The following is a 13464-nucleotide window of genomic DNA, read 5'->3' as shown; positions in this document are numbered from 1 at the left end:
CGCTTACGCCGGAATACTTTGCCGGGAGCCCCGCTGCCATGATTTCTTTTAGGCCGGTGGCTTTGCGTCCCCGGCTTTCGCCGGGTTTGCCTTTATCAGCGCGATGTTACGATGAGTAGCAGTTTACTCCTGCCATCTTCCCCATCGCAACATCGGGGAAGATGAAAATTAACGCAGAGTGCGGCCGAACAATGCCAGTGCCAATTGGTAGCCCGTCATGGCGAGTTGCGGGTCATAACGCTCTCCCTCGTCGCGCATGAATGCGTGTTGGCCGTTGAATTCATGCCAGGTGAACACCAAGCCGGGCGTGGCATTAAGGGCTGCATAGACTTCAGCACGTTTTTCGCCGGGAATATGCGGGTCCTGCTTACCCCAGATCATCAGCAATTCGCCCTTGATCTCGTTGCGGCGCTCCATGCTGTGCTGGCCAGGCTTGTTGGGGATGGTATTGGTGTGCAGGTCGGTAGCGTAGAAGCATGCCGTTGCCTTGATCTCAGGCTGCAAAGCCGCGCGGAAAGCCAAGTGTCCGCCGATGCAGAAGCCCATCGCGCCAACGTCGCCCGTACTCCACGGCTGCTGCCTCACCCACTCGATCAACGCACGGTTATCGCTGTCGTAGCTTTCCACCGGCTTAGCCGACTTGTCGGCGTTGCCCTTGTCGCGTCCGGCGTCGTCGTAGCCCAGCACAGTGCCGATCGGATTCAGCTCGTGGAAAACTTCTGGCACCAGGACGACATAACCATGCCCGGCCATGATGCGTGCAGCACGTTCAATGGGACCGGTTTGCTGAAAAATCTCGGAATAAAAAAGAATTGCGGGGAAGCGGCCTTCGCCGGCGGGGCGATGCACATAGGTACGCATGGTTCCGGTGGGGGTCGGCAAATCTGCAATATGGCTTTGAATGATCATGAGAGTGCTCCTGGGGCAGCTGCGGCCGACCCCATAGAAAATTTAGAAACGAGTAACCAGGAATTCAATCGACTGGGCGATATGGAAATATTGATGGATTAATTCATTGATTTTTTTGGTTAACCACATTCCGTCAACCGAAAAAACATACCCAACATCGCGGGGCAAGATTGTATGGACGCCCTACCCTACTGTCAAGCCGAGAGATCACATTTCCCAGTGTCCAACGCCTCGCATTAATAAATAATAAGTAATTGATTTTGTTGATTTTATAATCACAAAAAATGAAGTGGCAACCAGGCAAATAGCTATTCACCTCTAGCAGGGAAAGCGTACTGCTGTTCACGGAATAACATGAGACAAGTATCGACGACCGAAACGTCGTACAAAGTGCCGCGGTGAAGAGAGATTTCATCTAGGGCCGCATCCACACCCAATCCCGGCCGGTAGGGGCGATGCGAAACCATGGCCTCAACCACATCCGCCACGGAAAGAATTTTTGCTTCCAACAATATCTGGTTGCTTTTCAACCCATGCGGATAACCACTGCCGTCGATGCGCTCGTGATGCTGCAACACGACCTGTGCGATTGGCCAAGGAAAATCGATGGCCTTGAGAATTTCAAAGCCGGTTTCAGGATGCAGTTTGATTAGGCTGAATTCAGTATCGCTGAGACGGCCGGGCTTGCTCAGGATTTCCGCTGGCACGCGGATTTTTCCGATGTCGTGCACAACGCTAGCGAGCTTGAGCCCCTCGATCTGATCTTGCGGAAGTTGCATGGTCTGCGCGATCGCCTCCGCCAGATGTGCCACCCGACGCTGATGGCCGGCAGTATAAGGGTCGCGAATTTCAATGGTAGCCGCGATGGCAGAGATAGAATCCAGCAAACTTGCGCGCAATTTACGTTCACTTTCTCGCAGTTCACGCGTACGCTCGTCGACCAACTCTTCCAGATGATTGCGGAGACGATCTACTTCCAAATGCGTCCTGACGCGTGCGAGCAACTCTTCACGCTGGTAAGGCTTGGTCACAAAGTCCACCGCGCCGAGCTCCAGCCCGCGTACCTTTTCCTCTGTCTCAGAAGCTGCACTGACGAAAATCACGGGAACTCCGCAAGTATTCGGATGTGACTTGAAACGACGACAGACTTCAAACCCATCCATCTCCGGCATGCGTATATCCAGCAGCACAAGCTCGGGCGGGTCATTGACGGCTGAGTTGATAGCCAACTCCCCATTGATTGCCGAACGAACCACATACCCCTCGCTCCTGAGGATGTCCGTCAACAACTTGAGCGAGGCCGGCGTATCGTCTACCGCTAGTATCTTTCCCTTATCGTTCACCGTAAGCCTCCATTCCCGGGCACAACTTTATTAGCATCGAAGGACATTAATATTATTCACCAGAAGCATCGCTACATCATGCGCAAAAGTGCCAAGGTTGAAGTGTAGAGGGCAGAGAAGAACAGGAATATCCGTGCGAACCCTAGGTCGAGCACAGCAGAAGGGGTATTTAGTTTTGGAATTAGGAGCTAATGCGCCTGGTACATGAGAAAAGCCGCACATCCACTAACTATTTAACTTTAGCTAGGAATAATGCGGCTTTTGTATCTGGCGGTGGACGGAGTCTCTCGCCAACTTATCTCAGGTTCAATTCCTTACAACAGGCTGGTTTACAGGGAATTTATCGCCTTCGTTTATAGCTGTCGTAAAAAAAGATTAACGGAGACTTATGAAAACTAATGGTTTCAACACCATCGCCCACATTTTCAATAACTAAAAACAGCGAAATCTAATGAATTTATCAGGGAATTTAACAATTTTGGCTTGCACGAAAGACTCAATGTGAGCTTTGAGTCGCTGCACGTCCGCCTCTTACATTTTTAAACTCACAAAACAGCGGACATGTTTAGGAAATCGCAGCCATTCCGACTTGACGTATTTGCGCCTTCCATACTGCCGGACCCGTCTCATGCACTGAAGTGCCCTGGGCATTTACAGCCACAGTAACCGGCATATCCTTGACCTCGAATTCGTAGATTGCTTCCATGCCAAGATCTTTAAACGCAATCACCCGCGCTGACTTGATCGCCTTGGCGACCAGATAGGCAGCGCCGCCCACGGCCATGAGGTAAACAGAACGATGCTGACGGATCGATTCCACCGTCGCCGGGCCGCGTTCCGCCTTGCCAATCATGCCGAGCAGGCCCGTTTTGTCGAGCATCATGTCGGTGTACTTATCCATACGCGTCGCCGTCGTCGGACCTGCGGGGCCGACGACTTCGTCGCGTACCGGATCAACTGGGCCGACGTAGTAGATGAACCGATTGGTAAAATCGACGCCTTCTGGCAGCTTGTCTCCGCGAGCGAACAAATCGGCGATACGTTTGTGTGCTGCGTCGCGACCGGTGAGCAGTTTCCCGTTGAGCAGCAGCGTCTCTCCTGGCTTCCATGAGGCCACGTCCTCACGAGTGACGGTATTGAGATCGACCCGCCGCGCATCTGCGCTTGGCGTCCACATCACGTCGGGCCAATCCTTCAGGTTGGGGGGTTCCAGTTTGGCCGGACCGCTACCGTCGAGTTCGAAATGCACGTGGCGCGTCGCAGCGCAATTGGGAATAACGGCTACAGGTAATGAGGCCGCGTGTGTCGGGTAGTCGAGGATTTTCACATCAAGCACCGTCGTCAATCCGCCGAGGCCCTGCGCACCGATGCCGAGCGCGTTGACCTTATCGTAAAGTTCCAGCCGCAGTTCTTCGATACGATTTCGGGGGCCGCGCGCCTTTAGTTCATGGATATCGATCGGCCCCATGAGCGACTCCTTGGCCATCAGCATTGCCTTCTCCGCGCTGCCGCCGATGCCGATGCCGAGCATACCCGGCGGACACCATCCTGCGCCCATGGTGGGTACGACTTTAAGTATCCAGTCGACGATGCTGTCCGAAGGGTTGAGCATCGTGAACTTGGCCTTGTTCTCCGAACCGCCGCCCTTGGCCGCGACGCTCACTTCCACCGTATCTCCAGGCACAACCGTCATGTGCACGATAGCTGGTGTATTGTCGCCTGTATTCTTGCGGCTACCCGCTGGGTCATTGACGATAGAAGCCCGGAGTTTGTTGTCCGGATGGTTGTATGCGCGGCGTACGCCCTCGTTCACCATCTCTTCAACGCTCATCTGTGCATCCCACTGCACATTCATGCCAATCTTGAGGAAAGCCACGACGATGCCAGTATCTTGGCAAATCGGTCGCTTGCCCTCGGCACACATCCGCGAGTTGGTCAGGATCTGCGCAATCGCATCCTTAGCAGCAGGCGATGCTTCGCGCTCATAAGCATCTCCCAGCGCCTTGATGTAATCGCCCGGGTGATAGTAAGAAATAAACTGCAACGAATCGGCGATACTGTCGATAAAATCCTGTTGCTTGATCACTGACATCATGAAGACCTGGAAATAGCGATAGACGGATTCACGTCCCTGCGCAGGATCTTACCGTTTTTTGTTCGTGGAAAATCCTTCGCCAGATATACCACCTTAGGCGACTTGTAAGCTGCAAGGTGTTGCTTGCCGTAGGCGGCCAATTCGTCAGGTGTGATCTTGCTCTCAGGCTTGGCGATGACATAAGCAACCACGAGCACCTTATCGCGTTCGATTTCCTCACCTACTGCTGCACAATCAGCAACGTCCGGATGCGACTTGAACACGCGTTCAATCTCGTAAGGCGACACGCGATAGCCGAAACTCTTGATGATGTCGTCCTTGCGTCCGAGAAACCAAATGTAGCCGTCCTCATCGTATTTGGCGTAGTCGCCCGTAAAGAACCACCCGTCATGTCGCAACTTGGCGGTTTCCTCGGGTAGGTTCCAATATTCGAGGAACAAGCCGGGATCGTTTTCTGGCACACAGATCATGCCCTCTTCGCCCGGCGGCACGGTTTCAAGCGTGACAGGATCGAGCAGGCGAATGTCGTGTCCAGGCTGCGGAAAACCCGCCGAGCCCGGACGGATCGGCCGCGACTTGGTCTCGCACAGGTAATACGAAAACTCCGACATTCCTACTGCTTCGTAGATATCCATGCCGAAACGTTCCCGCCATTGTTGGAGCACCTCGTCGGACAAATGTTCGCCTGCACTCATGCAGTGGCGCAGGCTGGGTACGTCCTGCTTGGTGAATTCTGTCTTCTGCACGATCTGGCGGTAGATCGTCGGCACACCCACGAAAATGGTAGCGTTGTGCTTGGCAATCAGCTTGGGCCAAGTCGTCGCGTCGTTCTTGCCCTCATGCACGATCACGGTCTTGCCGAGGTAGAGAGGGTCCATAAGGCCGGAACCCAGCACGTAAGTCCAGTTGAACTTGCCCGAGTGCATGATGCGGTCGCCTTCGGGGGCAAAATCGAACCAGTAACGCGAGGCGGGACGGCGGCCGATGAGGGCGCGGTGAGCGTGCAGTACACCCTTGGGATAACCGGTCGTGCCTGAGGTATAGACCAGGTAGGCCGGATCGTCGGCGCGTGTCTGATGCGGTGCTTCGCAGTGTTCGATCACGGCCAGCGCGGTATCGAGGTCGAGTACGTCAAAGTCTTCCGCCGACAGCACTTCACCCGGCCCTGAAAGCAGGATGTGGCGCAGGTTGGGTACGCCATGGATTTGGTCCTTTAGCACCGCCCACATCGCCTTGTCGGTCACCAGAACGGTAGCGCCGGAGTCCTGCGCCAGGTAAAGCACCTCTTCCGCAGTCAGTAACGTGGAGGTCGGCACCGAAATGGCTCCTCGCTTCATCGCTCCGAGGAACGCCGTGGGATAATCGAGGCTATTAGGCAGGCGGATCAATACGCGGTCTTGCACTGCCACGCCCAGGTCGCGCAACAACTGGGCAAAACGACTGGTACGTGCGGCCAGCTCTGCGAACGTGATCTCTGACGTCCCCAGCTTGTCGTCTTCGACGATCATCGCGATTCGGCTTGCGGCCGGAGTTCCCAGGTGAGCATCGGCACAGGCAGTGCCTATGTTGAAATGTTCGGGCACTTGCCACACCCAAGGCTCGAAAGGCGTCAGTCCAAGTTTGATGGGTTCGGCTGCGATTTGCATGACTCGTCTCCAGATATTTACAGAATGACGCCGTAAGGCCAATTTTCGCGGATGACCTGCGCCGGCATAAGCTGCAGCACGGTCATCGCAAACTGAGCGTCGTCGACGCTCAGGGCGCGCAAGGCGTTGGCGCGCAGCAAGGTTTGCAGCGCTTTGCCGAACATCGGCGGATCGAGCATTTCGCCCTCGAAGCGGATCGCACCGCCAAGCAAGGCATCGGCTTCAATCGCCGCCTTGAGGATCTTGATCTTCTGAGCGATTTCGGTGGGCGAAGGCGTATAGGCCACCTTGCACAGGTGAATGTGCCCGGGATGGATCACCTGCTTGCCGGTGAGGCCCATTGCAGCCTCCTGGCAGGCGTGCTTGTAGACGATGCGCGATTCGTTCTCGCCGTGCAGGTCCAGCCACCTTCTCACATCGTTGGGCTCGACGAACTTCTCTGGCATGCTGCTGGAACCGATCAACGTTTCCACGCCGCCGATAACGCCCTTACCGGCGATACGTGCTTCGAACATCAGCATATTAAGGTAATACTTTAACTCTTCAGTCCAATGCTCTGGTGTAATGTGAATTCCCATCGCCTTGGAAAAGTCATGAATGCCGAATACCACGTGCTTGACCGTGGAATATTGCATAAGGTCCGGCGCGATCTTGAGCGACTTGGGATGCTCGATAATGGGCTGGATGGTGATACGGCTATTGAGACCCACTAGCAGGTTGGACAAGTCGCGCACCTCGGCGGCACCGTAAGCCTCCCCTGCCTTGGCCAGCATGATGGCGTCGATGTAATCTGCACAGTCACGCACGAGCTGCATATCCTTCTCGTACTCCTCGGTACGGAACGGATTGACGCGGATGGCGATCGTGACCTTCCTCTTGTTACGTTGGAAATGCGGCAGCTCTTTCCGCAGTAACTCGCGGCTCAACTCTTTCTGCCGGCAACCGTCTTCAAGGTCGAAAATCAACGTATGCGCGTGAGTGTCGTGCGCATGCTTCTTCATACGCAGCGAGGCGGTTTCCAGGTCTTCGTATACTCCCAGAGACGGCGAATACTTCACCGGCGGGTAATACAACTGAATGCCCGGCCAATGATCGCCCAGCATGCTGGAATTGAAAACGCGGCAGAATTCTCCGTTGGAATAATCTTCGGTGGTGGATAAGCTAGTGTTCATGCCCTGCCGTCTCCCTTTCATCAATCCTCAAACTCGCCGCGCCTCGCATCATTCCAAGCAACGCCTGCATGTCGGTATCGTCGGTTTCAGCCCTGTAGGTCACCAGATCCCACAGCTCGTTATCGGTATAGCCCAGCATGGTGTCCAGGGTTTTGAGCTGTGCCGCCGTCAAAGCCTCGAAATGCTTTTCGATGAAGAGCTCGAGCACGAGATCCATCTCCAGCAAGCCTCGCCGGCAGCGCCATAGAATGCGCCTGGATTCGGCGCTCATTTGGTCAGCCTCTTCAGCTTGAGCTCCTTGATCTTGCCGATCGCCTTGGATGGGCTCAGGCCCTTGGGGCACACGTCCACGCAATTCATGATGTTGTGGCACTTATATAGCCTGTACGGATCCTCGAGATTGTCCAGGCGCTCGTCAGTAGCTTGATCGCGACTATCCGCAATGAAACGATAAGCCTGCAACAGCCCCGCCGGTCCGACGAACTTATCCGGGTTCCACCAGAACGAAGGGCACGATGTTGTACAGGCGCCGCACAGCACGCATTCGTACAAGCCGTCGAGCTTTTCCCGGTCCTCAGGCGATTGCAGGCGTTCGGTTGCCGGCGGCGGCTCGTCGTTGACGAGATAAGGCTTGACCGAGTGGTATTGCTTGAAAAACTGGGTCATATCGACAACCAGGTCGCGCACCACCGGCAGTCCCGGCAGCGGCCGCACCACGACGGGCTCCTTGAGGTCGGTGAGCTTGGTAATGCAAGCAAGACCGTTCTTGCCGTTAATGTTCATGGCATCCGAGCCGCACACGCCCTCGCGGCAGGATTTGCGCATACTCAGGGTGTCGTCGAGATCCTTGATGCGCAACAGCACGTCGAGCAGCATTTTGTCGCCGGGTTCGAGCGCCACGTCATAATCCTGCATGTAGGGCTCGGCATCGGTTTCTGGATTGAAGCGATAAATAGACAGACGCACGGCAAAACTCCTAGTAGATTCTTGGCTTGAGCGGGAACGGTTCGACCGACAGCGGCTTCAAGCGTACCGGTTTGTAATCCAGCTGCTGGCCCTCGCGGAAATACAGCGAGTGCTTGAGCCATTGCGCGTCGTCGCGTGCAGGAAAATCCTCGCGGCAATGTGCGCCGCGGCTTTCCTGGCGCGCTTCGGCGGCCACCATGGTGGCCATTGCGAGCTCGATCAGGTTATCGAGTTCCAGCGCCTCGACGCGTGCCGTATTGAAGGTCTTGCTCTTATCCTTGATTTCCGTGGACTTCACACGCTCAGCCACTTCCTGGATACGCGTGACGCCATCTTTCAACAGATCCGGGAAACGGAACACGCCACAATGAGCAGACATGGTCTTGCGCATCGCCGTGCCGACCTCGGCCACGCTCTCGCCGCCCTTCTGTGCATCGAGACGCGCCAGGCGTGCCAATGTTTGTTCACCTGCATCTGCCGGCAGCGGTTTATGCGTCGGATTCTTGCGCACGTAATCCACCATGTGGTTGCCTGCGGCCCGGCCGAATACCATGAGGTCGAGCAGCGAGTTCGAGCCCAAACGATTGGCGCCGTGCACCGATACGCAAGCGCATTCGCCCACGGCATAGAAACCTTGCACCACGTCGTTATTGGCGTTGCGGCACACCTGGCCATCCAGGTTGGTGGGAATACCGCCCATCATGTAGTGCGCAGTCGGCACGATGGGGATCGGCTCGTGGATGGGGTCGACGTTAGCAAAGTTGAGCGCAATCTCACGAATGCCCGGGAGCTTGGTCTTGATCGTTTCCGGATCGAGATGATCGAGCTTGAGGAGGATCGCATCCTTGTCCGGCCCCACGCCGCGGCCTTCCTTAATCTCAGTCGCCACAGCGCGCGACACCACATCGCGGCTCGCCAGGTCGCGCGCCTTAGGCGCATAGCGCTCCATGAAACGCTCGCCCTCTGAGTTGAGTAGATAACCACCCTCGCCGCGCACGCCTTCGGAAATCAGCACGCCTACCCCGGCCACGCCGGTGGGATGGAACTGCCAGAACTCCATGTCCTGCAACGGAAGTCCTGCACGCGCTGCCATACCGAGGCCGTCGCCGGTATTGATATAAGCATTCGTGCTGGCCTGGAAGATGCGACCGCCGCCGCCTGTGGCGAACAGCGTGGTCTTGGAGTGCAGAAGCGTAACCTCGCCCGTTTCCATATCCATGGCGGTCACGCCGAGCACATCGCCGTCGGCGTCGCACACCAGATCCAGTGCGAGCCATTCGATGAAGAATTGCGTATTGGCCTGCACGTTGCGCTGATAAAGCGTGTGCAGCATCGCATGCCCGGTTCTATCCGCCGCAGCACAGGTACGCGACACCGGCGATTCGCCGAAATTCTGGGTCATGCCGCCGAATGGGCGCTGATAGATGCGGCCGTTATCCATACGGTCGAACGGCATGCCGAAATGCTCGAGCTCGTACACCGATTCGGCCGCAGTACGGCACATGAATTCAATCGCATCCTGGTCACCTAGGTAGTCCGAGCCCTTGATGGTGTCGTACATGTGCCACAGCCACTTATCCTCGCCCACGTTGCCGAGAGCCGCCGCGATACCACCCTGCGCCGCTACCGTGTGCGAACGGGTGGGGAACACCTTGGAGATCACCGCCACATTGAGTCCGGCTGCAGAAAGCTGCAGTGCTGCACGCAGCCCCGCACCGCCGCCGCCTACCACCACGGCATCGAATTGTTTAACCGCAATAGCCATCTATATGCTCCACAAAATCCGCATCGACCATACTGCATAGACTGCGAGTGACAACACGACCAGGTTTTTGAGAATTCGGTGCGCCAGTGCCGGTTTGACGTAATCGATGAGAATGTCGTGCATCCCCAACCAAGCGTGCCAAACCAGGCTTAGCACAAAGACTAGTGTTGCCGCACGCATCCAGCCTGTGCTGAACAGGGCTTTCCATGTGCCGTATTCAGTGGGGTGCTGCACATAAAGGACACTCCCAACCATTAAGGCATAAATTGCCATCAGGGCGCCGGTGATACGCTGGGCAAGCCAAAGACGTAAGGCGTGGCTTTTCACCATAATGCGGTTCCAATCAAAAGTGTCACCAACAAACCTAGTGCCAAAACGAGCTTGGCGGTCAAGCGTGCCGTAGTGAGTTCCATGCCCCACTGAAAATCCATCGCGATATGGCGCAAGCCTGCAAAAAAGTGGTGCGAGAATGCCCATACGACACCCAGCAACAGCAGCTTGACGAACGGCTGCGCGGCCACTTCCTTGATATGCGCGAAATGCTCGGCGGAATTGAGCGAGCATTGCAGTCCCAGCAGCAGCACTGGCAACAGCAGGAACAACACCGCCCCGCTCGCGCGATGAAGGATCGATACCAGCGCCGGCACCGGGAGGCGCACGGTCCTGAGATCGAGATTTTTCGGACGTTGTTTATCTTTTCTGTTCAAATTTCTTGCCTGATTCATGCGTTTTGCTCCACTGCCTTGGCGACAGCCGGCGCCACGCGCTCCATCAGACGCGGGTCGAAAGGTTTGGGAATGATGTAATCCTTGCCGAACTTGAGTTCTTTCAGGTTATAGGCATCGAGCACCTGCTGCGGTACTGGCTCGCGCGCAAGTCCGGCGAGCGCCTTGGCTGCGGCGATCTGCATGCCCTGGGTAATCTGCCTGGCACGTGCATCCAATGCACCACGGAACAGGAAAGGAAAGCACAGGGCGTTATTGACCTGATTGGGGAAATCCGAGCGCCCAGTCGCCATAATTAAGTCGTCTCGTATGCTGTGGGCCGTGGCGGGCAATATTTCGGGGTCGGGATTGGCCAATGCGAACACCACGGGCCTAGGCGCCATCAGCTTCAGCAATTCCGGAGGCAGAGCGTTGGCGGCGGACACACCGATGAATACGTCTGCACCCGGCATCATATCGGCCAGTGTGTATAAATCAGTATCGCGTACAAGTTCGCGACTGTGTTCGCAGATATCTTTGCGACCGCTGTGCAGAACGCCGCTTTTATCCACCAAGGTGATATCCGTGGCCCCCATGGTCTTGAGCAGTCGCGCCGTCGCCGTCCCCGCCGCACCTGCGCCTAGAAACACGATCTTGGCAGTAGCCAGTGATTTCCCTTGCAGTTCCAGCGCATTTAATAGCGCGGCTGTCGTGATGACTGCGGTGCCGTGCTGATCATCGTGAAACACGGGAATATCGAGACGCTCGCGCAGCTCTTTCTCGATGCGGAAGCAATGCGGCGCGGCAATGTCCTCAAGGTTGATGCCACCGAACGTGGGCGAAATATTGACCACGGTTTCGATGAAACTTTCGATCGACGGTGCATTGATCTCGATATCGAACACGTCGATGCCAGCGAAGCGCTTGAACAGTACGCCCTTGCCTTCCATCACCGGCTTGCCCGCAAGCGCGCCCACGTTTCCCAGTCCCAGCACCGCGGTGCCGTCGGTAATCACAGCCACCAGATTGCCCTTGTTGGTGTAGCGATATGCGTTTGCAGGATCGGAATGAATTTCCATGACCGGCGCCGCAACGCCCGGCGTATAGGCCAGGGAGAGCTCCGCTGCCGTTTCACAGGGCTTGGAGGATTCCACCGAAATTTTTCCGGGTCGCGGAAACTCGTGGTAATGCAGGGCCTGCTGTTTGAGGTCGTTCATGGCTGCCATCCTGGACAATTGAAATCCGTCGCTACTCGAGCTCGTTGCGGTAATGATGTTCTTCCGTCACGCACAGCCCGAGTCTCCACTCCATGGGTTTATCGCCATAAGTGCAGGAGACACGCTCGATGCGCAGCAACGGCGTCCCGACAGCGACCCCAAGCAATTGGGCCGATGCTTCATCTGCGGCTATGGCTTTCAGGCGCTCTTCGGCACGCACCATGCGAATGCCGTATTGGGTTTCGTACATGCTGTACATCGAACCGTTGTTGTCTTGAATCTTGCTGCCGTTCAAGCCTTTGAACGGTGCTGCAGGAATAATGATGTGATCAAGTATCACTGGCTTTCCCGAAAACGACAGCAGACGCTTGACCTCGATGATGGATGCACCGGTTTTAAGCCCCAGCTGCCGAGCCATTTCGGCAGTGGCCTTGCCCCGGTTGCATTCCAGCAATTGATTTTCGAGCAGCTCCTTCTTGCCATCCGCAGCGGTGAGGCGCAAAAAACGCAGCTTGGTGTGCTCCTCGTTATGCGTCGCAACGTAAGTACCCTTGCCCTGCCGGCGCACCAAGATATTTTCGGCAGCGAGTTCGTCCACAGCCTTGCGCACTGTGCCTTGGCTCACCTTAAAGCGCGCCGCCAACTCCATTTCGCTGGGAATCGCCTCGCCGGGGCGCCATTCACCTGCGATGAGACTCTGGGTGATGAGCACCTTGATTTGCTCGTAGAGGGGTCGAAAGCTGGGGGATGCGGGTGCGTTGTTCATATGTAGTGTCCGTATCGTTGAATGCAAATTCACAAGGATGAGTATTTATATCATGCCAATTTCGATAAGTCTACGGTTTTATATCTTATATAAGACATATGATTAAATTGACATGAAACATATACTAGGATAATGTCGACACACGATCGCAACCTCATCTTTCAAGGGTTTCAAACGAGCGCATTAGCTTTCATATCAGGAGCTGCCATGCATAGAACCATGCTAAAGTCCAAGCTGCACCGCGTTCATGTAACGCACTCCGAACTCGGATATGAGGGCTCCTGTGCCATCGACGAAGCCCTGCTCGAAGCTGCTGATATCTGTGAGTATCAGCAAATCGATATCTACAACGTCAACAACGGCGAACGATTCACCACCTACGCCATTCGGGCGGAACGCAATTCCGGCGTGATTTCCGTCAACGGTGCCGCCGCGCGCAAGGCACAGGCGGGCGATATTCTCATCATCGCCACCTATGCGATGTACGCAGAAAAGGAACTCGGGCAATACGCACCAGAATTGGTGTATGTGGACGACGGTAACAGGATCAAGAATCGCCGCCGCCAAATTCCGGTTCAGGCCGCCTGAATAGCACCAAAAGCAACACCCCCCCCAACTCTCATGCCATAAAAAAGTAGCCACGCCGCATGAACTCGGCGTGGCTATTCACGCGGGGACACTAAAGTCCAATCAGAAAACAGCAGCGCGCTACACCGCCTCGACGATAGGAATCACCTTCTTGGGCGCATACCCCGGCATCTGGTCGAAGCTAAGGTAGCGGTAGATGCTGGAAGCATCCTTGCTCAATTTGTCGCCCACCATCGCCAAATATTCATCCGGTGCGGGAATACGACCCAAACTGGCACAGACGGCGGCCAGCT

The 13464-nt window shown here is 55.8% G+C and carries 13 protein-coding genes and 1 riboswitch; of the genes, 1 reads left to right on the top strand and 12 read right to left on the bottom strand.

Annotated features, from left to right (window positions below; genetic code table 11):
* Positions 1 to 20: 20 nt before the first annotated feature.
* Positions 21 to 101: riboswitch (cyclic di-GMP riboswitch) on the bottom strand.
* A 67-nt stretch (positions 102 to 168) separates the two neighbouring features.
* The 12 genes from NMK_RS11040 to NMK_RS10985 form a co-directional block, all read right to left on the bottom strand.
* On the bottom strand, positions 169 to 909 hold the full coding sequence (locus tag NMK_RS11040) for a dienelactone hydrolase family protein (protein WP_109015819.1): 741 nt from the start codon (positions 907 to 909) through the stop codon (positions 169 to 171).
* Positions 910 to 1217: 308 nt separating this feature from the next.
* Complete coding sequence (locus NMK_RS11035) at positions 1218 to 2252, bottom strand: HD domain-containing phosphohydrolase (protein WP_109015818.1); 1035 nt, start codon at positions 2250 to 2252, stop codon at positions 1218 to 1220.
* Positions 2253 to 2817: 565 nt separating this feature from the next.
* Positions 2818 to 4344, bottom strand: a complete 1527-nt coding sequence (locus NMK_RS11030; RefSeq protein WP_109015965.1) for a fumarate hydratase — start codon at positions 4342 to 4344, stop codon at positions 2818 to 2820.
* Entirely contained in the window at positions 4344 to 5993 is a 1650-nt protein-coding gene (locus NMK_RS11025; protein WP_109015817.1) for an acetate--CoA ligase, read from the bottom strand. Before NMK_RS11025 ends, NMK_RS11030 begins: the two co-directional genes overlap by 1 nt.
* Before the next feature lie 17 nt (positions 5994 to 6010).
* A complete protein-coding gene (locus NMK_RS11020; RefSeq protein ID WP_109015964.1) occupies positions 6011 to 7096 on the bottom strand; it encodes an HpcH/HpaI aldolase/citrate lyase family protein in 1086 nt (361 codons plus the stop codon).
* Between the two features lie 58 nt (positions 7097 to 7154).
* Entirely contained in the window at positions 7155 to 7436 is a 282-nt protein-coding gene (locus tag NMK_RS11015) for an FAD assembly factor SdhE (RefSeq protein ID WP_109015816.1), read from the bottom strand.
* Positions 7433 to 8131, bottom strand: coding sequence for a succinate dehydrogenase iron-sulfur subunit (locus tag NMK_RS11010; RefSeq protein WP_109015815.1), 699 nt, complete (start codon positions 8129 to 8131; stop codon positions 7433 to 7435). Before NMK_RS11010 ends, NMK_RS11015 begins: the two co-directional genes overlap by 4 nt.
* A gap of 10 nt (positions 8132 to 8141) precedes the next feature.
* Positions 8142 to 9896, bottom strand: coding sequence for a succinate dehydrogenase flavoprotein subunit (gene sdhA / locus NMK_RS11005; RefSeq protein ID WP_109015814.1), 1755 nt, complete (start codon positions 9894 to 9896; stop codon positions 8142 to 8144).
* Entirely contained in the window at positions 9897 to 10226 is a 330-nt protein-coding gene (gene sdhD, locus NMK_RS11000) for a succinate dehydrogenase, hydrophobic membrane anchor protein (protein ID WP_109015813.1), read from the bottom strand. It lies immediately after the preceding gene.
* Positions 10220 to 10603 carry a succinate dehydrogenase, cytochrome b556 subunit gene (gene sdhC, locus NMK_RS10995; protein WP_227871451.1) on the bottom strand — a complete coding sequence of 128 codons (384 nt, stop codon included), beginning with the start codon at positions 10601 to 10603 and terminating at the stop codon, positions 10220 to 10222. Before sdhC ends, sdhD begins: the two co-directional genes overlap by 7 nt.
* Positions 10604 to 10617: 14 nt before the next feature.
* Entirely contained in the window at positions 10618 to 11817 is a 1200-nt protein-coding gene (locus NMK_RS10990; protein ID WP_109015811.1) for a malic enzyme-like NAD(P)-binding protein, read from the bottom strand.
* Between the two features lie 31 nt (positions 11818 to 11848).
* On the bottom strand, positions 11849 to 12583 hold the full coding sequence (locus NMK_RS10985) for a GntR family transcriptional regulator (RefSeq protein WP_109015810.1): 735 nt from the start codon (positions 12581 to 12583) through the stop codon (positions 11849 to 11851).
* A 207-nt stretch (positions 12584 to 12790) separates the two neighbouring features.
* Here NMK_RS10985 and panD point away from each other — a divergent pair, with 207 nt between their 5' ends.
* A complete protein-coding gene (panD, locus tag NMK_RS10980; RefSeq protein ID WP_109015809.1) occupies positions 12791 to 13171 on the top strand; it encodes an aspartate 1-decarboxylase in 381 nt (126 codons plus the stop codon).
* The last annotated feature ends 293 nt before the right edge of the window (positions 13172 to 13464 follow it).

It is taken from the genome of Novimethylophilus kurashikiensis (assembly GCF_003112435.1).
GTDB lineage: Bacteria > Pseudomonadota > Gammaproteobacteria > Burkholderiales > Methylophilaceae > Novimethylophilus > Novimethylophilus kurashikiensis.
The sequence above is the reverse complement of the archived record's forward strand: the minus strand, read 5'-3'. Positions and strand labels throughout refer to the sequence as shown.